General features: G+C 72.9%; 15 protein-coding genes, 1 pseudogene and 1 riboswitch. Of the genes and pseudogenes, 10 read left to right on the forward strand and 6 right to left on the reverse strand.

Translation table 11 applies throughout. The features are described from left to right. A partial coding sequence (locus tag LZ495_RS20440) for an aldehyde dehydrogenase family protein (RefSeq protein ID WP_235053934.1) occupies nucleotides 1-1,019 on the forward strand: 1,019 nt, incomplete at its 5' end. A 130-nt stretch (nucleotides 1,020-1,149) separates the two neighbouring features. On the opposite strand, the gene LZ495_RS20445 is transcribed toward LZ495_RS20440, so the two are convergent. Next, nucleotides 1,150-2,097: a hypothetical protein gene (locus tag LZ495_RS20445; RefSeq protein WP_235053935.1), complete on the reverse strand. Its 948-nt coding sequence runs from the start codon at nucleotides 2,095-2,097 to the stop codon at nucleotides 1,150-1,152. Nucleotides 2,098-2,157: 60 nt separating this feature from the next. Beyond that, nucleotides 2,158-2,853, reverse strand: coding sequence for a hypothetical protein (locus tag LZ495_RS20450; RefSeq protein WP_235053936.1), 696 nt, complete (start codon nucleotides 2,851-2,853; stop codon nucleotides 2,158-2,160). Nucleotides 2,854-3,140: 287 nt separating this feature from the next. On the opposite strand from LZ495_RS20450, the gene LZ495_RS20455 reads away from it, so the two are divergent. From LZ495_RS20455 to LZ495_RS20470, 4 genes are read left to right on the forward strand one after another with little or no spacing between them, the layout of a single operon-like run. Further along, entirely contained in the window at nucleotides 3,141-4,355 is a 1,215-nt protein-coding gene (locus tag LZ495_RS20455; RefSeq protein WP_235053937.1) for a sensor histidine kinase, read from the forward strand. Nucleotides 4,356-4,389: 34 nt separating this feature from the next. Next, complete coding sequence (locus tag LZ495_RS20460; protein WP_235053938.1) at nucleotides 4,390-5,133, forward strand: response regulator; 744 nt, start codon at nucleotides 4,390-4,392, stop codon at nucleotides 5,131-5,133. Between the two features lie 50 nt (nucleotides 5,134-5,183). Next, nucleotides 5,184-6,047, forward strand: coding sequence for an alpha/beta fold hydrolase (locus LZ495_RS20465; RefSeq protein WP_235053939.1), 864 nt, complete (start codon nucleotides 5,184-5,186; stop codon nucleotides 6,045-6,047). A 55-nt stretch (nucleotides 6,048-6,102) separates the two neighbouring features. After that, the gene (locus LZ495_RS20470; RefSeq protein WP_235053940.1) at nucleotides 6,103-6,684 is read left to right on the forward strand and encodes a nuclear transport factor 2 family protein; all 582 of its coding nucleotides are present in this window, start codon (nucleotides 6,103-6,105) and stop codon (nucleotides 6,682-6,684) included. A gap of 5 nt (nucleotides 6,685-6,689) precedes the next feature. Here LZ495_RS20470 and LZ495_RS20475 read toward each other — a convergent pair whose 3' ends face one another. Continuing rightward, nucleotides 6,690-7,583: a hypothetical protein gene (locus tag LZ495_RS20475; RefSeq protein WP_235053941.1), complete on the reverse strand. Its 894-nt coding sequence runs from the start codon at nucleotides 7,581-7,583 to the stop codon at nucleotides 6,690-6,692. Nucleotides 7,584-7,847: 264 nt separating this feature from the next. Beyond that, nucleotides 7,848-7,938, forward strand: a riboswitch (cobalamin riboswitch). 151 nt (nucleotides 7,939-8,089) lie between these two features. On the opposite strand from LZ495_RS20475, the gene cobN reads away from it, so the two are divergent. The 3 genes and pseudogenes from cobN to cobM all read left to right on the forward strand — a co-directional run bounded on the left by cobN (nucleotide 8,090) and on the right by cobM (nucleotide 13,147). Beyond that, on the forward strand, nucleotides 8,090-11,734 hold the full coding sequence (gene cobN, locus LZ495_RS20480) for a cobaltochelatase subunit CobN (RefSeq protein WP_235054199.1): 3,645 nt from the start codon (nucleotides 8,090-8,092) through the stop codon (nucleotides 11,732-11,734). Between the two features lie 76 nt (nucleotides 11,735-11,810). Beyond that, nucleotides 11,811-12,395 (forward strand): annotated as a pseudogene (gene cbiT / locus LZ495_RS20485) (precorrin-6Y C5,15-methyltransferase (decarboxylating) subunit CbiT); the annotation flags it as partial. Beyond that, the gene (gene cobM, locus LZ495_RS20490) at nucleotides 12,392-13,147 is read left to right on the forward strand and encodes a precorrin-4 C(11)-methyltransferase (protein WP_235053942.1); all 756 of its coding nucleotides are present in this window, start codon (nucleotides 12,392-12,394) and stop codon (nucleotides 13,145-13,147) included. The pseudogene cbiT and the gene cobM, both read left to right, overlap by 4 nt. 56 nt (nucleotides 13,148-13,203) lie before the next feature. Here cobM and LZ495_RS20495 read toward each other — a convergent pair whose 3' ends face one another. Together LZ495_RS20495 and LZ495_RS20500 are read right to left on the reverse strand one after the other, a co-directional pair. Then, a complete protein-coding gene (locus LZ495_RS20495) occupies nucleotides 13,204-14,382 on the reverse strand; it encodes an agmatine deiminase family protein (protein ID WP_235053943.1) in 1,179 nt (392 codons plus the stop codon). Beyond that, a complete protein-coding gene (locus tag LZ495_RS20500) occupies nucleotides 14,379-15,935 on the reverse strand; it encodes a purine-cytosine permease family protein (RefSeq protein WP_235053944.1) in 1,557 nt (518 codons plus the stop codon). Before LZ495_RS20500 ends, LZ495_RS20495 begins: the two co-directional genes overlap by 4 nt. Nucleotides 15,936-16,227: 292 nt before the next feature. On the opposite strand from LZ495_RS20500, the gene LZ495_RS20505 reads away from it, so the two are divergent. After that, nucleotides 16,228-17,046, forward strand: a complete 819-nt coding sequence (locus LZ495_RS20505; protein WP_235053945.1) for an MOSC domain-containing protein — start codon at nucleotides 16,228-16,230, stop codon at nucleotides 17,044-17,046. A gap of 53 nt (nucleotides 17,047-17,099) precedes the next feature. Here LZ495_RS20505 and LZ495_RS20510 read toward each other — a convergent pair whose 3' ends face one another. Next, nucleotides 17,100-18,191: a cobalt-precorrin-5B (C(1))-methyltransferase gene (locus LZ495_RS20510; protein ID WP_235053946.1), complete on the reverse strand. Its 1,092-nt coding sequence runs from the start codon at nucleotides 18,189-18,191 to the stop codon at nucleotides 17,100-17,102. A 104-nt stretch (nucleotides 18,192-18,295) separates the two neighbouring features. Between LZ495_RS20510 and LZ495_RS20515 the strand changes: the two genes are divergently transcribed. Beyond that, the gene (locus tag LZ495_RS20515; RefSeq protein WP_235053947.1) at nucleotides 18,296-19,069 is read left to right on the forward strand and encodes a cobalt-precorrin-6A reductase; all 774 of its coding nucleotides are present in this window, start codon (nucleotides 18,296-18,298) and stop codon (nucleotides 19,067-19,069) included. Nucleotides 19,070-19,120 lie beyond the last annotated feature (51 nt).

The following is a 19,120-nucleotide window of genomic DNA, read 5'->3' on the forward strand; positions in this document are numbered from 1 at the left end:
ACACGGTGGTGTGGAAGCCGTCGCCGACGCAGACGGTGGCGGCGTGGCATCTGATGCGGTTGCTGGAGGAGGCGGGGCTGCCGCCGGGGGTGATCAACATGCTTCCGGGCGACGGCATCGCCGTCTCGGACGTCGTGCTCGAGGACCCGCACCTGGCCGGCATCCACTTCACCGGATCCACCGCGACCTTCAGGCACCTCTGGTCGCGCGTCGGCGCGAACATCGACCGCTACCGCGCGTACCCGCGGATCGTGGGGGAGACCGGCGGCAAGGACTTCATCGTCGCGCACCCGTCGGCCGACCCGGCGGTGCTCAAGACCGCGATGGTGCGCGGCGCGTACGAGTACCAGGGCCAGAAGTGCTCCGCCGCCTCCCGGGCCTACATCCCGCGTTCGCTGTGGAACAGCAGCTTCCGCGACGAACTCGTCGCGGAGATCGAGGGCCTCTCGATGGGCGACGTCACCGACCTGTCGAACTTCATGGGCGCGGTGATCGACGACCGCTCCTTCGCCAAGAACAAGGCGGCCATCGACCGGGCGCACGCCGACGACCGCGTCGACGTGGTCGCGGGCGGCACCTACGACGACAGCGTCGGCTACTTCGTCCGCCCGACGCTGCTCGTGTCCGACGACCCGGAGCACGAGATCTTCCGGGACGAGTACTTCGGCCCGATCCTGGCCGTCCATGTCTACGACGACGCCGACTGGGAGCCGATGCTGCGCCAGATGGAATCGGTGTCGCCGTACGCGCTCACGGGTGCGGTGATCGCGCAGGACCGGGCCGCGCTGGCGCAGGCCACCGAGCTGCTGCGGTTCGCGGCGGGCAATTTCTACCTCAACGACAAGCCGACCGGTGCGGTGGTCGGGCAGCAGCCGTTCGGCGGCGGGCGGGCGTCCGGCACCAACGACAAGGCCGGGGCCGCGCAGAACCTGATGCGCTGGACCAGCACGCGCACCATCAAGGAGACCTTCGTCCCGCCCACCGACTACCGCTACCCGCACATGGGCGGCGGCAACTGATCCAGCCGGCAGGCCGGTTCGCGGCTGGCGGCCGCGAGCCGACCGGCGCCGCAACGCGCTGATGCGGGGAGGATGCCATGGGCATCCTCCCCGCATCAGCGCGTTCGGCTGTTCCGCAGCGGACCGGCTGCTACCCGGCGGCCTTGAGGTACGTGATGCGCAGGGACACGCTGAGCACGGACGTACCGAGAGGGCGGTTGTCGTTCGAGACGACGTCCGTGGCGTCCGGCTTCTCGATCGAGTCGGCCGAGACGACATCGAACTGCAGGGGACGCTGGCGGCCGTCGAACGGCACGCCCACGGACACGTAGTCGCGCAGCTGGGCGTCGAGTTGGCGCTCCATGACCTGCGCCCCGTTGGTGGACGGGGTGGGCTTCTTCGTCGGCCGGCCGGCCGCCTTGGCGGCGGCGATGGCCTCGGCCCGGGATATGAACTCCGCCTCGGGGGAGGTCTCGGTCAGGCGGCAGCCGGGCTCCCGGATCTTCTTCGCGTTCGCGTTGAGCCGGTCCGTCGCCACCGGCAGGCCGGAGACGGCCGAACCGGGCCGCGGCGGGCAGTCGCTCGCGTCGATGTCGTGCTCGGCCCGGTCGTGCGCGTACAGGCCGAGGGCCTGCAGCGCGTCCGCGACCTGGCCGATCTTCTCGGCGCGCGGTCCCGGGCCCACGTAGTACTGCACGACCTCGCGCTGGCAGGTCACCACGTCGTAGCGGGCCCCGGAGGCCAGCCAGCCGCCGAGCCGCTCGCTGCCGCAGACGTCCGAGACGCTGCCGGTGCGCGCCTGGAAACCGGCCGCGGCCAGCTCGCGGGCGAGCTTGGCGAACGCCTCGTCGATGTGCAGGGTGGCGGCTTCCCGGGCCTGCTTGGCGGCCGCCGACCGGGCCACCTGCTCGACGTCCGGCGGCGACTCGTCGGCCTGCGACTCCGGCAGGGAGAACAACCCGTAACCCACGAACGCCGCGATGGCCACCAGCATCGCGACAATGGCGCCGGTGGCACCTCGGGCGAAGCGGAGTTTGAGGCGGAGGTGTTCGTCGCGGCCCTTCGATTCAGGTACCGCGCGGTCGGCGTCGTTCACCATGGCATCCTGACATGCCGCCGTCCCTGGCGGGCCAGGGCCCCCGGACCCGGAAGGCCGCGGTCACCGCAGAAACCGGTCCGCCTTGCGGCGCTCCTGCTCTTGCCCCTGGCCCTGCTCCAGTTCCTTCTCGTGCCCTTGCCCCTGCCCCTGCCCCTGCCCTTGTCCCTGCTCTTGCTCGCGGTCCGGGCCCAGGTACACGTCCAGGTCCGGATTCTGCGGCGGGGCGGGGTCCTCCTTGGGCCACAGCGTGTACGTGAGCGCGATCAGGCCGTTGATGCCCGCGATGTAGAGCGTGCGCACCTGGGTCTCCGACAGGGCCTCGGTCCGCGACGCGTCGCCGACCATCCAGATCGCGCCTTGCAGCAGGGTCAGCGCGATCGCCGCGGCGAGGGCCGTCATACCGGCCAGCTTCCATTCGTGCTTGGCCCGGGCGGAACCGTAGCGCGGCGGCTTGGCCGGCTTGGGTCCGCCCGCGAACCGGTACGCGAAGTGCCGGTCCGCCCATTGCACCAGGTAGTGCCCGTACGCCACCGAGAAGCCGATGTACGCCGCGGCCAGCCCGTGCGTCCAGTCCGCCGTGGCCCCGCGGCGCAGGTCGGCGACCGTCGCCGCGAGCAGCACGACGTCGACGACCGGCACCGATGCGAGCACCACGTTGCTGACCTTGCGCAGCCGCAGGACGTAGCGGACCACCAGCCCGAGCGCGAGCAGAACCCAGAAGCCCACCTCGCATGCCACCACCACACTGACCAGCATCGCGGGACTCCTTGATCCATCGGGTTGCTCGGGTTGCTCGGGTTGCCCGGTCGGCGAACCGTTCGCCGTCCTGCTCTTCCAGGCTTCCGTCCGGACCGCCCCGCGGCGTCGTCGGCGGCGACGATCGTGCGCTGCATACTTCGATGTACGCCGCGTCACCTCGGACACGCCCCGCAGAGGACGGCCCGGCATGCCGGGCCGTGATGCGATGGGACCCGCACCGAACGGGAGCAAACGGGAGCACCGGACCGCAGCGCGCGGCGGCGGCACGAGACGAAAGAAGGGGCATGGCACGCACACGCCCGCATCGCCACGACTTCGCCATCGCCGCGGCCGGCCTGGTCGGCGGCCTGGCGCTGTGGGCGTTCGACATCATCAACGAGCAGACCGGCCTTCCGACCTCGTGGACGCTCCTGCCGCTCGGCGCCATGACGGCCGCCGAGGTGATGCGCCGCGCCGCCCCCCGCACGGCCCTCGGCATCGGGTTCGCGGCGCTCATCGCCGACCAGTTCCTCGGCTCGAACGTGGCGACCATCGTGATGTTCACCGACGTCGTCTACGCCGCCACCCTGTACGGCCCGATCAAGCTGGCCCGCCGCCTGGCCCCCGCCTCGGTGATCGTCACCGTGGTCGCCACCGTCGTCACGCTCGGCGTGGTGCGCAGCCCCAAGGGGCTCATCGTCGGGGTGTTCGCCGGGCTGGTCACGCTGACCCCGTGGTGGACCGGCTGGGTCGTCCGCTCGCACCGCGATGCGGCCGCCGCGGAGCGCCTGCGCGCCGAGCAGATCGCGCTGCTCGCCGAGATGGACCGCCGGGCCGCGGTCGAGCAGGAACGCGCCCGGATGGCCCGGGAGCTGCACGACGTGGTGGCCAACCACCTCTCCGCGATCGCCATCCACTCCACCGCCGCCATGTCGGTGGCGGCCGGCGACCCGGACGCCACCGCGCGGGCGCTCGGCGTGATCCGGGAGAGCAGCGTGCAGGGCCTGGCCGAGATGCGGCGGCTGATCGGGCTGCTGCGCACCAGCGGCGGCGGGGAGGCGGCGTTCGCCGGGGACACGGACGGCCCCGCGGCCGCCGTACCGCGGCTCGACGCACTCGACGGACTCCTGGCCCGTGCCTCGCGCAGCGGCGCGGACAGCGGCCTGCGGTTCTCCCTCGACGACCGGCGGCCGAACGGGCGGCCGCTGCCCGCGCCGGTCGAGCTGGCCGCCTACCGCATCGTCCAGGAGTCCCTGACCAACTGCCTCAAGCACGCCGCGCCCGGCCAGGTGACGGTACGCCTGACCGAGGGCGGCGGGGACCTGGTCGTCGTGGTGGAGAGCCCGTACGCACCGGGCCCGGTACCCCGCGCGCCGGGTGCGGGTGCCGGGCTGGCCGGCATGCGCGAGCGGGTCACGCTGCTGCGCGGCGCGTTCGAGGCCGGCCCGGCCCGGCTGGATTCCGGGGCCTGGCAGGTCCACGCCCGGTTGCCGCTGGGCGATCCCGAGGAGACGGCATGAGCCGCACGGGCACGGCAGAGGGAGAGGGGAAGGCATGAGCACCGCCGCGGAGGGAATCGTGCGCGTGGTGGTCGCCGACGACCAGGCCGCGGTCCGCGCGGGCCTCGTCATGATCCTGGGGGCGGCCCCCGGGATCGAGGTGGTCGGCGAGGCCGCGGACGGCGAGGAGGCGGTCCGGCTGGCCCGCGAGCTGCGGCCCGACGTGGTGCTGATGGATGTCCAGATGCCCCGCATGGACGGCGTGGCCGCGACGCGCGTGGTGGCCTCCGAAGCCCTTGCCGATGTGCTGGTGCTGACGACCTTCGACCTGGACGAGTACGTCTTCGGGGCGCTCCGCGCCGGTGCGGCGGGCTTCCTGCTCAAGGACTCCGATGCCGCGACGCTGACCGAGGCGGTCCGCCTGGTGGCCCGCGGCGAGGGGATGATCGCGCCGGCCGTCACTCGGCGGCTGATCGCCGCCTTCGGTGCCGAGACGGGCCGCGGCGGCGGCCGCGCCCGGGCCGAACTGACGGCAGCGGTCGCGGCCCTGACGCCGCGTGAGCACGAGGTCCTGGTGTGCCTGGGCCGCGGGATGTCGAACCTGGAGATCGCCGAGCACCTGGCGATGGCCGAGGCGACGACCAAGACGCACGTCAGCCGGATCCTGCCCAAGCTCGGCGTGCGCAGCCGCGCGCAGGCCGCGGTGGCCGCCCACGAACTGGGCCTTCTCGACGGCGCCGACGACACAGCCGGCACCCCCGGCATCTCCGCCGGCCCGGAGGAGCCCGGCCGGCCGTGAGCTGCCGGGCGGCGTGATCATCGGCCGACCCGAGATGGTTGACTGTGTTTATGAAACTGCCTGCCTCGGGCGAGGGTGACGTGTCTCCGGCCGTGCACCACCTGGTGAAGGGTTCCGCGGGCGGCGTGACCGCGTTGTTCGCGCACGCCACCGGCTTCCACGGACGCGTCTGGGAACCGACCGCACGCCGGCTCCCCGGCATCGACGGCCATGCCCTCGACCTGCGCGGACACGGGGACACCGTGATGCCGGAGGGCTACGACTACCCGTGGGCGGCGTTCGGCGACGACATCCTCGCGGCCGTCGACGGTCTCGGCCGCTCCGGCGCCGGCACCGGCTCGGGTCCCGTCGTCGGCATCGGCCACTCCTGCGGCGGCGCCGCGCTGGTGCTCGCCGAGGCGGCGCGGCCCGGCACGTTCGCGGGCCTGTGGCTGTTCGAGCCGGCCGCCTTCCCGCCGCCCGCGCCCGGCGAGGTCCAGCACAACCCGCTCGTGGAGCCGACCAAGCGCCGCCGCCCGGCGTTCCCCGACCGCTCCGAGGCGCTGCGCAACTACACGTCCAAGTCGCCGATGGACGCATTCGACCCCGAGGTCCTCGCCGCCTACGTCGAGCACGGCTTCACCGACGAAGGCGACCACGTCCGCCTCAAATGCCGCCCGCTCGACGAGTCGCAGGTCTACGTGTCCTCGCTGGTCGCGAACGTCTACGACGCGATGGCCGAAGTCCGCTGCCCGGTCCTCCTCGTCCAGGGCGCCGAGACCCCGTCCGGCCGCTTCGGGAAGCTCACCTCCCAGTTCCCGGACGCCCGGCTGGAGGCGCATCCGGACCTGTCGCACTTCGGGCCGCTCACCCACCCGGAGCGCATCGCCGCGTCGATCCGGGTGTGGCTGGAGGGGCTCGGCACCCGGATCTGATGGTGTGTCAGACTCGGGCGGTGGAGCGACGGGGGCCGAGCACGAGGAGTACGCGATGACGCCGACCAGCGCCGAGTCCCCGCAATCCCGACCGGGCGCCGCGGCCGCCGACGGTCCGGCCCGACTGGCCCGCCTGGAGGCTTACGAGGACATCAGGCAGCTCGCCGCCCGCTACGCCCTGGCTCTCGACAGCCGCGACGTGACCGCACTGACGTCGCTCTTCGTCGACGACGTGCAGACCGGCGACGGCGGCGTGGGGCGCGAGGCGCTCGCGACGTGGTTCGACCCGGTGCTGCGGCCGTACGGCATCACCTTCCACCTGATCGGCAACCACGTCATCGACCTGGTCGACGAGGACCACGCCACCGGCGTGGTCTACTGCCGCCCCGAGCACGAAGTCGGCGACCTGTGGGTGGTCATGCCCATGCAGTACTGGGACCGCTACGAACGCCGCGACGGCCGCTGGTACTTCCGCAGCCGCAAGCCCAAGGTCTTCTACGCCGCGGACGTCCTCGAACACCCGCTGCAGGTCCCCGGCCGCTACAACTTCCCCGGCAACCCGCTGATCACCGCCGCCGAGCTGCCCGAGAAGTGGGCGTCGTGGCAGGAGTTCTGGTCCCGCACCGGCAGCGAGTAGGCGCCTTACGCGACCCCGTCGTCCGGCTCACGCGGCAGTTCGCGGCCGGTGAAGTCGCGGACCGGGCCGTACCGGTGCCGGGCGGCGGCCGCGGCGCCGTCCGCGGCCGCGCGTACCCCGGCCGCCAGCAGCAGCGGGTCCCGGCCGGCCGCGCGCACCATGTGCAGGCCTACCAGCGTGGCCGCGTCCGGTAATTGCCCGGCCGGCACCTCGGCGCCGGCCGGCACCGCGGGCAGCAGGCCCCGTGTCAGGGACAGCCAGCTGCCGGCTATCGCCCGCACCATCAGCGCCTCGGGATCGACGCGGTCGGCCGGCCGCCGCGGCCACAGCCGGGTCTCCAGGATCGGGACATACGGAAGCGTCAGATGCCCGGCCGGCAGCCACGGCCCCACATGCGCAAGACCGGTCCGTGCCTCGGCCTCCGACAACCGCCCCTCGCGCACTTCACGGGCGGCGGCCGCCGCGGCGTCGAACCACCAGGTGAGCCACACCCCGGCGTACTGCGTCGCCAGACTCGGCCCCCAGGTCGCCGCGGTGAGCGGTGTGACCCGGTCGGACGGGTCGATGCCGACCGGGAGTTCGAACATCAGAAGCCCGCGCGCGGCGGGCAGCACCTCCGCGGCAAGGGGCAGGCGAAGGTCCACCGATGCGGACAGCAACGCGCGTACGGCGACATCGTCGAGGGCGTACGCCGGCCCCTCGGCGACCCGCTGGACCTGCACATGGGCCATGCGGGCGGCCTGTTCGGCAGGGGAGGCATCGCGCCATTCGGCCGGGGCCATCGACCGGGCGCCGTGCGCGATCATCGCGGCCCAGTGCCGGGGCGCGCGCTCCACCAGGTAGGCAAGGAAGCGCGCGCGCCGGTCCGCACACCGTTGTGCAGTCCAAGTACCGGGCATATCTATGAAGTTAGACCCAGATAGTTGCTCACGGGTAGTTTTCGCCCAATTTTCCTAATCGTTAGGCAAATGTAGGCAGTGCACGGCGGAACGGTCGTCGACTCCCGCCCACCGGGTCCTCCGCCCCGCCCGCACCGGGATCGGCCGGAATCGACGCCTCGTCCGTCGACTCGGACACATCGGGCGCCGGCGACTTGCAGGAGCGTCGCGGGCTACGCGATGCTGACCCCGCACCGGCCACCGCCGGTGCGGGGAGGGCGTGGCCAGGAAGCCGGTGCAAGTCCGGCACGGTCCCGCCACTGTGACCGACCGTGCGGCGTCCTCGGACGACCGCCCGGACGGGAGTCAGGAACTGCGCGTCCTACCCCTGTTGTCCGATGGGGCGAGGACCCCGGAGAGGCGCGCACAGTGACGGCTTCGTCGTGCCCGCAGGCCCGTATCCGCGTACGCATATCCGCGTGCCCGACCCGCACGGCCACCGCCGCCCGCGGCGCGGGGGTGGCGAAGTGATCCTGCTGCTCTCCACCTCCGACACCGACCTGCTGAGCGCCAAGGCGAGCAGCGGTGACTGGCGCCTCGCGAACCCCTCCCGGGTAGGCGTCGCCGACCTGCCCGCCCTCGTCGAGGGCACCGACCTCGTCGTGGTGCGCCTCCTCGGCGGCCGCCGGGCCTGGGAGGAAGGCCTCGACGCGCTGCTCGCCGGGCCGCGCCCGGTCGTCGTCGTGTCCGGCGAACAGGCCGCCGACGCCGCGCTGATGGAACTCGCCACGGTGCCCGCGGGCGTCGGCGCGCAGACCCACGCGTACCTCGCGCAGGGCGGCGCGGACAACCTCACGAACCTCTACCGGTTCCTCTCCGACACCCTCCTGCTCACCGGGCACGGCTTCGACCCGCCGGTCGAGGTGCCCAGCTGGGGACGCCTGGAGCGGACCACCCGCAACCCGGGCGCACCCGGCGTCGGGGTGCTCTACTACCGGGCCCACCACCTCGCCGGGAACACCGCCTTCGTGGCCGCGCTGTGCGATGCCGTCGAGGACGCCGGCGGCCGGGCCGTACCCGTGTGGTGCGCGTCCCTGCGCGGCGCCGACCCCGAACTGTTCACCGCACTCGCCGAGGTCGACGCGCTCCTCGTGACCGTCCTCGCGGCCGGCGGCGCCCGGCCCGCCGAGGCCTCCGCGGGCGGCGACGACGAATCCTGGGACGTCGGCGCGCTCGCCGCCCTCGACATCACCGTCCTGCAGGCCCTCTCGCTGACCACCAGCCGCGCCGAATGGGAGGCCGGCGACGCCGGGCTCTCGCCGATGGACGCCGCCACCCAGGTCGCGGTCCCGGAGTTCGACGGGCGCCTCATCACCGTGCCGTTCTCCTTCAAGGAGACCGGCGCCGACGGCCTGACCTACTACGCCGCCGACCCCGAACGCGCCGCGCGCGTCGCGGGCATCGCGGTGCGGCACGCCCGGCTGCGGCACGTCCCGGCCGCCGAGCGCCGGGTCGGCGTGGTGCTGTCCGCGTACCCGACCAAGCACGCCCGGATCGGCAACGCGGTCGGCCTGGACACCCCGGCCAGCGCCGTCGCCCTGCTGCGCGCGATGCGCGAGGCCGGCTACGACGTCGGCCCCCTCGACGGCCCGGACGCGCTGCCCGGCCTCGAACCCGCGGACGGCGACGCGCTCATCCACGCGCTCATCGCGGCCGGCGGCCAGGACCCCGAATGGCTGACCGAGGCCCAGCTCGAAGGCCAGCCGGTCCGCATCCGGGCCGCCGAGTACCGCGAGCGGTACGCCAAGCTCCCGGTCGGCCTGCGCGCCAACATCGAGGAGCACTGGGGCCCGCCGCCCGGCGAACTGTACGTCGACCACTCGCGCGACCCCGAGGGCGAGATCGTCCTGGCCGCGCTGCGGGCCGGCAACATCGTGCTGATCATCCAGCCGCCGCGCGGCTTCGGCGAGAACCCGGTGGCGATCTACCACGACCCCGACCTGCCGCCGAGCCACCACTACCTGGCCGCGTACTGGTGGCTGGACGCCGACCAGGCCGACGCCGACGGCGGGTTCGGCGCGCACGCGCTCGTCCACCTCGGCAAGCACGGCACCCTGGAGTGGCTGCCCGGCAAGAACCTCGGCCTGTCCGCCGAATGCGGACCGGACGCGGTACTCGGCGACCTGCCGCTGGTTTACCCGTTCCTGGTCAACGACCCCGGCGAGGGCGCCCAGGCGAAGCGCCGCGCGCACGCGGTCATCGTCGACCACCTGGTGCCGCCGATGGCGCGCGCCGAGACGTACGGCGACCTGACGCGCCTGGAGCAGCTCCTCGACGAGTACGCCAACGTCTCCGCACTCGACCCGGCGAAGGCGCCCGCCGTCCAGGCGCAGATCTGGACGCTGGTCCAGGCCGCCCGGCTCGACCACGACCTCGGTATCGACGACCGGCCGCACGAGGCCGAGTTCGACGACTTCCTGCTGCATCTCGACGGCTGGCTCTGCGAGGTCAAGGACGCGCAGATCCGCGAGGGCCTGCACATCCTCGGCACCGCGCCGACCGGCGAAGGCCGCATCAACCTGGTCACCGCGATGCTGCGGGCCCGGCAGGTGTGGGGCGGCCGCACCGCTGCCCTGCCCGGCCTGCGCGAGGCCCTCGGGCTGGTCGAGGGCGGCAGCGCGACCCGCCGCGAGACGGACGACGCCGAGGCCGCGGCGCTGGCCCTGGTCACCGCGATGGAGCAACACGCCTGGGACCCGGCCGCGGCACCCCGCGTCTGCGCGGAGGTCCTCGGTGCGGACACGACCGCCGGGCTCGACGCGGTCGCCGACGTCCTGGTGTTCGCGGCCACCGAGGTCGTCCCGCGCCTGGACCGCACCGGCGACGAGATCGGCGCGGTGCTGCACGCCCTGGACGGCGGATACGTGCCGGCCGGCCCGTCCGGCTCGCCGCTGCGCGGCCTGGTGAACGTGCTGCCGACCGGCCGCAACTTCTACACCGTCGACCCCAAGGCGGTGCCCAGCCGGCTGGCATGGGAGACCGGCCAGGCGCTCGCCGACTCGCTGCTCGCGAAGTACCGTGCGGACACCGGGGATTGGCCGCGCTCGGTGGGCCTTTCGGTGTGGGGCACCAGTGCCATGCGCACCAGCGGCGACGACGTGGGCGAGGTCCTCGCGCTGCTCGGCATACGTCCGGTGTGGGACGACGCGTCCCGGCGCGTCACCGGCCTGGAGCCGATCCCGCTCGCCGAACTCGGCCGCCCGCGCGTGGACGTGACGGTCCGCATCTCCGGCTTCTTCCGCGACGCATTCCCGCACGTTGTCCTCCTGCTCGACGACGCGGTCCGCCTCGCCGCCGGGCTCGACGAGGCCGACACCGACAACTACGTGCGGGCCCATGTCGGCGCCGACCTGGCCGCGCACGGCGACGAGCGCCGCGCCACCACGCGCGTCTTCGGATCCCGCCCGGGGGCCTACGGCGCCGGCCTGCTGCCGCTCATCGACGCCCGTACGTGGCGCGACGACGCCGACCTTGCCGAGGTCTACGCCACGTGGGGCGGCTATGCCTACGGGCGCGGCCTGGACGGGGTGTTCGCCCGCGAGGACATGGAAGGCGCGTACCGCCGTATCGCGGTCGCGGCCAAGAACACCGACACGCGCGAGCACGACATCGCCGACTCGGACGACTACTTCCAGTACCACGGCGGCATGGTCGCGGCCGTCCGCGCGCTGACCGGCACGGCGCCCGCCGCGTACATCGGCGACTCCACGATGCCCGACGCGGTGCGCACCCGGACCCTGGAGCAGGAGACCGCCCGGGTGTTCCGGGCCCGCGTGGTGAACCCGCGCTGGATCGAGGCGATGCGCCGGCACGGGTACAAGGGCGCCTTCGAACTCGCCGCCACCGTGGACTACTTGTTCGGCTACGACGCCACCACCGGGGTCGTGCAGGACTGGATGTACGAGAAGCTCGCCGCCGAGTACGTACTCGACCCGGAGAACCGCGAATTCATGCGCACCTCCAACCCGTGGGCGCTGCGCGGCATCGCCGAACGCCTCATCGAGGCCGCCGACCGCGGCCTGTGGGGCAAGCCGGAGCCCGCCACGCTGGAGGGCCTGCGCGAGGCGTACCTGGAGGTCGAAGGGGACCTCGAAGGCGGCGAGGATGTCTGACGGCCCGGCGATACCGGTGGTCACCGCGACGGCCGTGCCCGCGCCGGAATCACCGGCGCGGCCGGGCGCCGAGGTGACCGTCCCGGGCCTGCCCGACGAGGCGTACGACCACGACGGGCAGCTCACCAAGCGGGAGATACGCGCCGTCACCCTGGCCGCACTGGCGCCGCGGCCGGGGGAGTTGCTGTGGGACATCGGCGCGGGCAGCGGCAGCATCGCCATCGAATGGCTGCGCTCGCACGCGTCGTGCCGGGCGGTCGCGGTCGAGGCGCAGCCCGACCGAGCCGAGCGCATCCGCGGCAACGCGGCGGCGCTCGGCGTCCCGGCGCTCGCCGTGGTGGCCGGCTCCGCACCCGCGGTGCTCGACGAACTCGCCGCCGGACAAGCCCCCGACGTGGTCTTCGTCGGCGGCGGACTCACCATCCCCGGCGTGGTGGAACGCTGCTGGGCCGCGCTTCGTCCCGGCGGGCGCCTCGTGGCCAACGCCGTCACCGCCGAGACCGAAGCCGACCTCGTCCGCCACCGGGCGTCCCTGGGCGGCGAGTTGACGCGCATCCAGATCAGCCGGTCGACCCCGGTGGGCCGCTTCACCGGCTGGCGCACCCTCATGCCGGTGACCCAGTGGACCGCCGTCAAGCCGACCCCGGAGGAAATCCCGTGACCGTCCACTTCGTCGGCGCCGGCCCCGGCGCCGCGGACCTCGTCACGGTGCGCGGCCTGCGGCTGATCGAGAACGCCGCGGTGTGCCTCTACGCCGGCGCCCTGATCCCGCGCGAACTCCTGGACGCCGCACCGCCGCACGCGCGCCTCGTCGACACCGCGAACCTCACCCTCGACGAGATCGTCGCGGAGATCCGGACCGCCCACGAAGCGGGCTTGGACGTCGTGCGCCTGCAGTCCGGCGACACGTCCTTCTTCAGTGCGATGGCCGAGCAGATCCGTCGGCTCGACGCCCTGGGGATCCCCTACGACGTGACCCCGGGCGTGCCCGCCTACGCTGCCGCCGCGGCCGCGATGGGCCGCGAACTCACCGTCCCCGGCGTCGGCCAGACCGTCGTCCTCACCCGGGTGTCCAACAACTCCACCGCGATGCCGCCCGGTGAAGACCTCGCCACCCTCGGCCGTTCCGGCGCCCTCCTGGTCCTCCACCTCGCGGTCCGCGAAACCGCCCGCATCGTCGCCGAACTGACCCCGTCCCATGGCGCCGACTGCCCGGTCGCCGTCGTCGCCCGCGCCTCGCGCCCCGACGAACAGATCGTCCGAGGACGCCTCGCCGACCTGGAGTCCATGGTCCGCGACAACGGCATCAAGGCGGTCGCGGTCATCATGATCGGCAGGGTCCTGGAGGACAGCACCCCCGGTTTCTGCGAAAGCCACCTCTACTCGCCGCAGCGCAGCCGCGCCGAGAACTGAGAAGGGCGCCCGCCGCGGCGTGGTGCCGCGGCGGACGCCCCCTCGGGGGTTGTGCGTCAGACCTTCGGCTCCTGCATGGTGACGCAGTGCGCGCCGCCGCCGCCGTTGCCGTAGAGGGCGTCCAGGTTCAGCTGCACGACCGGGCGGCCGTAGGCGGCCGCGATCGCGGACTTCGCCGCGGCGTCCCGGGCGGTGTCGCCGAACTGGGTGGTGATGATGGCGCCGTTGGTCACCGTCCAGTTCATGTACGAGCTGAGGAAGTCCGCCCACTTGCCGCGCGAGATGCGGGGCAGGGTGTCCGGGCCCTGGATCGTCAGCACCTGGAGGCGGCGGCCCTTGGCGTCGGTGGCGTTCGCGAGCACGTTGCGGATCGCGTCGGCGTTGCGGTTCCAGACGTCCTCGCGGGCGGCGCCGCCGAGTTGGACCATCACCACGCCGGGCTTGATGTACCGCGCGGTGCCGTCGATGTGCCCGTCGGTGACGTCGTAGCCCTTGACGCCGGGCAGCCAGATCATCTTGGTGGCGCCGAAGCGGGCGAGGAGCTCCGCCTCGATCTGGCTGCGCGACTTGCCGGGGTTGCGGTTGCTGTTGATCCAGCAGCTCTCGGTGGCCATGAGCGTGCCGTCGCCGTCGTACTCGATGCCGCCGCCCTCGCCGACCACGGAGGCCTTGGCGAACGGGACGTCGATGTAGGTCGCGATCTTCCCGGCGACCACGCGGTCCTTGTTGTACGCGGAGGCGGGGATGCCGTAGAAGGACGTGGCGTTCTCGCCCCACGCGTTGAAGTTCAGGCCGAACGACGACAGGCCGCCGGTGCCGTCCACGGTGAACAGCGGGCCGGTGTCGCGCATCCAGCAGTCCGAGACCGGGATCGAGCTGACCACCGTGACGGTGGAGCCGCACATGGTGCGGGCCTTGGACGCAGCGGTCGAGCCGTCCGCGAGCATCATGACCGGCTCGTACTTGGCGACCTCCTTCGCCAGCTTGGCGATGTCGGCCTGGATCTTGGCGAGGTCGGTCGACCAGATGGTGGTGCTCGACGGCCAGGCCATCCAGGTGCACTCGTGCGGGGTCTCCTCGCCGGGGACCCGCCAGGTGCCCGCGGCGGCCGCGGTCGACGTCGGGAAGGCGCCGATCACCGGTGCGGCGGCGACGGCGGCCGCCACCATGCCGGTGCGGGCCAGCATCGACCGGCGCGTGATGCCCGGGTTGTCGCCACTGTTGCGGATGCTCATGCTTCGCTCCTGCTCGGGGAAATCGTGTCGGACACGGTCGTCTCGCCAAGTGGTGCAGTGCTGCGGGGGATTCCGCCTGCGACGGAGCCGCCGGCCCGGCTGTGGTGCGCCGTGGCGAGCAGGCCCTCCTCCTCGACCAGGCGGCGTTCGGTGGCCAGGTCGAGGCTGCGGGCGAAGAGGAAGTACGCGGCGCCTGCGACGGGCAGCCCGATGAAGATCGAGTAGTCGACGCCGTCGAGGGAGTCCACGGCGAAGCCGCGGTAGGTGTCGCTGATGACCATGAACGGGGCCATGGCGGCCAAGCCGATCACGTAGGCGAGGTTGCCCCGCCAGCCCCAGCGGCCGTAGATGCCGTCCGGGTTGAAGATCTCCTTCACGACGTACAGCCCGCGCCGGACGAAGAAGAAGTCCACCAGGTTGATGGCGGTCCAGGGGATGAACAGGTACGTCAGGATCACCACGACGTTGGCGTAGAACCAGTTGAAGTCGTCGATGCCGACGAACGACGAGATCGCGGCGACCAGGACCATCATGATCGCGATCGTCACGATGCGGATGTTCCGGGTCGGCTTGACCGGCCGGACCGAGTCCACGATCGAGATCATCGTGAGGCTGCCGCAGTACTGGTTCATGGCCATGATCGACAGCAGGCCGACGAACAGCACGAGGATCGCGATGTCGCCGAAGCCGTCGAACAGCCGGTCCGCGGAGGCCTGGAGGGCGGTGACCGGGTCGGCGCCCTCGGGAGCCCCGGCCGAGACCACGCTGCCCAGCAGGAAGACCCAGATGCCGGAGATCGCACTGGGCAGGTACGTCCACCAGAAGGTGCTGCGCACCGACACGTCGGGCCGCAGGTAGCGCGAGTAGTCCGACACGTACGGCGCCCAGCCCAGCTGGAAGCCCGCGATGAAGACGAACACGAGCATGAACGGCGCGAGTTCGAACGGACCGGGCTTCCACACGCCGTCCGGCAGCCCGCCGCCGAACAGCGCGGTGCCGGTGATGACCGCGAGGATCACGATGAACGGCCAGGTGAGCCACTGGTTGACCCGGTGGATCCAGGTGTAGCCGTACAGCGCGAGGACGGCGGCGACCACCGCCGCGATCAGGTAGCCGGCGGTGTTCGGCAGGTCCGTGAGGGTGTTCACGGCCTGGCCGGACAGCAGCGCGTTGGACGTGTTGAACGACACGTAGTTGACCATCGCGAACACCCACACCGTGAGTGCCGCACCGACGTAGCCGAACTGCGGCCGCGACTGGACGAGTTGGGGCAGGCCCAGCTGCGGGCCCTGGGCCGAGTGGAACGCCATGAAGAACGTGCCGAACAGCGACCCGAGCACGGTGGCGACAACCGTCCAGAGCAGCGAGGCGCCCATCGACAGCGTCACCACGCCCGTCGCCATGCCGGTGAGGTTGAGGCTGCCGACGAACCAGATCGCGCCGACGTCCCTGGGCTTGCCGTGCCGTTCCGAAAGGGGCACCCAGTCGATCGAGTGCTCTTCGATGCCCGAGGAGACAGGGGAGTCCGGTCTCTTCGGGGTGGTTGTCGCCATATGTCTCCCCTGAGGGTTTTCGGAGTACCGGGGCCCTTGGATTCGCGGGCGCCGGGATCCTCGGGCTTTCGGTTCTTCGGTGCCGTGAGGGTTCGAGCAGGGCGTGCGGTCCTGCCGGGGCCGGCCGGGCAAGCGAGGACCGGCCGGGCAGCGCTCACCTTAGGGACTGACTGGAAATTCAGTCAATGGTTACCCGGATGTCGATTCCCGGAGCACCGGTCGGGGACGCCAGGTCCCCCTACTGGCGCGAAAAGTCCGGTCGCCCGGCGATGTGGATCAATAGAGTGACCGCATGGCATCTGTGGTCGAACTGAACATCCACCCGGTCAAGGGCTGCTCCGCCGTGCCCGCGACCGAGGCCGTCCTCACCGACGCCGGCCTCGCGCACGACCGCAGTTTCCTGGTCGTCGACGAGCACGGCGTCTTCCGCAGCCAGCGGACCGACCCCCGGCTCGCGGTCGTCCACGCCGGCATCGACGCCGACGGCAGGCGCCTCACGCTGCGCGCGGACGGCGTCGAGGACTTCGGGCTGGACGTCGACATCGAGGCGCCGCGCGTGGACGTGGAGATGTTCAAGCTCCCGTACCGCGGCATCGACCAGGGCGCCGAGGTGGCCGCCTGGCTCACCGAGGCGCTCGGCGCCCCGAGCCGCCTGGTCCGCGTCCCGCCCGAGCACGACCGCGTCACCGGCGGCCTGACGGCCGGCACCGCCGCCTACGCCGACAGCGCCGCGATGCTCATGCTCTCCCGCGCCTCGCTCGACGAACTCAACACCCGCATCGGGGAGCGCGGCGGCGACCCCCTGCCCATGACGCGGTTCCGCCCCACGATCGTCGTCGACGGCTGGGACACCGCGCACCGCGAGGACGACATCCGGCGCGCCGTCATCGGCGACACCGAGCTGGGCTTCGCCAAGCAGTGCGGGCGCTGCGTGGTCACCACCGTCGACCAGCAGAGCGGCGTCAAGTCCGGCCCGGAACCGCTGCGCACCCTCGCCACCTACCGGCGCGGCGACAGCGGCGGCGTGATGTTCGGCGCCCTGTTCGCGGTCCTGCGCACCGGCAAGCTGGCGGTCGGCGACACCGTCGACGTCACGGAATGGGCGGACTGAGCAGACGGCGCAGCGCCCAGGGGCTTGTCCGGCCACCTCCGCGCGGTGCCCGGTCAGGCACCCGCCCGGCCGACGATGGTTCCGCCGCGGTCGATGGCGATGACGTCCACGGCGATCGGTGCGGCGGAGCCGGCCAGGACGTCGATTGCGGTACGCCGGGCGGCGGCGCAGACTGCGTCGCCCAGGGGGATGCCGGCGGCGCGCGACAGTTGGAGTGCGTGCAGGGCGGTGTTCGCGGCCCGGATCTCCGCGGCCAGTCCGGGCGGCGCGCCCAGCGCCTCGGCGCGTCCGGCCAGAGCGTCGAGGTCCACCTGGGAACGCCCCGAGTGCAGGTCCAGGTGGCCGTCGGCGAGCTTGGACAGCTTGGCGATGCCGCCGGAAATCGTCAGGCGCGGCACCGGATGGCGCCGCAGGTACTTCAGCAGCGCGCCGGCGAAATCGCCCATGTCGAGAAGCGCCGTGCCCGACAGCCCGTACACCTCGGCGGCCACCCGTTCGGACGTGGACCCGGTCGCGCCCACCACGTGCGTCTCGCCGGCCGCGATCGCCACGTCGACGCCGCGCCGGATCGAGTCGATCCAGGCCGAGCACGAGTACGGGATGACGATGCCCGTGGTGCCGAGGATCGACAGGCCGCCCAGGATCCCGAGCCGCGGGTTCCAGGTCTGCGCGGCGATCTCCTCGCCGTTGTCCACCGACACTTCGACCACGGCGTCACCGCTGCCCCCGCAGGCGGCCGCGACCTCGGCGAGGTGCTCGCGCATCATGCGGCGCGGCACCGGATTGACCGCCGGTTCGCCCACCTCCAGCGGCAGGCCGGGAAGGGTGACCGTGCCGACGCCCGGGCCCGCCCGGAACACCACGCCGGTGCCGGGTGCGCCGTGGCTTACCGTCGCGCGGATCAACGCCCCATGGGTCACGTCGGGGTCGTCGCCCGCATCCTTCACCACCCCGGCCATCGCCTGTCCGGGGGCGGACCGCTCGACGGCCAGCGCAAAGGCCGGAGTCTGCCCGCCGGGGAGGGTGATGGTCACCGGGTCGGGGAACTCCCCGGTCAGCAAGGCCTGGTAGGCCGCGGTGGCAGCGGCGGTGGCACACGCGCCCGTGGTCCAGCCCCGGCGCAGCGGACCCGAAGGGCGGGTCACTTGCAGCCTCCCGCGGCACCGGTGATGGGATGGGGGCGCGCGGGAGCCGCAGCGGACGCAGCGGCGGCGACCCGGGCACGGAAGCGGAACGGAGCGGCACAGCGGTGACCGGGCAGCAGGTGGTACTGATCCTCGGCGGGACGTCGGACGCCCGCGACCTGGCGGGGCGCCTCGACGGCCGCCCCGGGCTGCGCGCCGTGTCCTCGCTCGCCGGCCGGACCCGCGAACCCGTGCTGCCGGTCGGCGAGTCGCGGGTCGGAGGCTTCGGCGGCATCCCGGGCCTCACGACATGGCTGCGCGACCACCGGGTGGCGGCGGTGGTCGACGCCACGCACCCGTTCGCCGCCCGGATCTCCGCCAACGCGGTCGCGGCGTGCGCCGGGACCGGCATTCCGCTGCTCCGCCTGCAGCGGCCGGGCTGGACGCCGCGCGAGGGCGACGACTGGCGCGAGGCCGCGTCGGCCGAGGAGGCGGCCCGCCTCCTGCCTTCCGTCGGACGCCGCGTCTTCCTCACCACCGGCCGCATGGAGACCGCGCCCTACGCGGGGCTCGACGACCTGTGGTTCCTGCTGCGCAGTGTGGAACCGCCCGAGGATGCCGTCCCCGCCAATCTCGAAGTCCTGCTCGCCCGCGGGCCGTTCACCGTGGCGGACGAGATCGCCCTGATGCGCCGGCATGCCGTGGACGTGGTGGTCACCAAGGACAGCGGCGGCACCCAGACCGCCGCCAAGCTCGACGCCGCCCGCGAACTCGGACTCCCGGTGGTCATGATCACCCGTCCCGCGGTCGGCGCCGGGCCCCGCGTGGAGTCCGCCGCGGAGGCCGCGGACTGGGTGGTCGCCACGGTCCGGAGGCAGGCCGGGGACCCGGCCCGCTGACCCTCGCCCGGCCACCACCCGGGGCGATGTGAGCGCAGACATAAGGGCGGA

This window comes from Yinghuangia soli, assembly GCF_021502675.1.
Classification (GTDB): Bacteria; Actinomycetota; Actinomycetes; order Streptomycetales; family Streptomycetaceae; genus Yinghuangia; species Yinghuangia soli.

What these genes read in the sequence shown, in the direction of transcription:
- LZ495_RS20445 (WP_235053935.1), bottom strand. Translation starts at nt 2,097, where the DNA reads ATGGTGAACGACGCCGACCGCGCGGTACCTGAATCGAAGGGCCGCGAC.
- LZ495_RS20450 (WP_235053936.1), bottom strand. Translation starts at nt 2,853, where the DNA reads ATGCTGGTCAGTGTGGTGGTGGCATGCGAGGTGGGCTTCTGGGTTCTG.
- LZ495_RS20455 (WP_235053937.1), top strand. Translation starts at nt 3,141, where the DNA reads ATGGCACGCACACGCCCGCATCGCCACGACTTCGCCATCGCCGCGGCC.
- LZ495_RS20460 (WP_235053938.1), top strand. Translation starts at nt 4,390, where the DNA reads ATGAGCACCGCCGCGGAGGGAATCGTGCGCGTGGTGGTCGCCGACGAC.
- LZ495_RS20465 (WP_235053939.1), top strand. Translation starts at nt 5,184, where the DNA reads ATGAAACTGCCTGCCTCGGGCGAGGGTGACGTGTCTCCGGCCGTGCAC.
- LZ495_RS20470 (WP_235053940.1), top strand. Translation starts at nt 6,103, where the DNA reads ATGACGCCGACCAGCGCCGAGTCCCCGCAATCCCGACCGGGCGCCGCG.
- LZ495_RS20475 (WP_235053941.1), bottom strand. Translation starts at nt 7,583, where the DNA reads ATGCCCGGTACTTGGACTGCACAACGGTGTGCGGACCGGCGCGCGCGC.
- LZ495_RS20495 (WP_235053943.1), bottom strand. Translation starts at nt 14,382, where the DNA reads ATGAGCATCCGCAACAGTGGCGACAACCCGGGCATCACGCGCCGGTCG.
- LZ495_RS20500 (WP_235053944.1), bottom strand. Translation starts at nt 15,935, where the DNA reads ATGGCGACAACCACCCCGAAGAGACCGGACTCCCCTGTCTCCTCGGGC.
- LZ495_RS20505 (WP_235053945.1), top strand. Translation starts at nt 16,228, where the DNA reads ATGGCATCTGTGGTCGAACTGAACATCCACCCGGTCAAGGGCTGCTCC.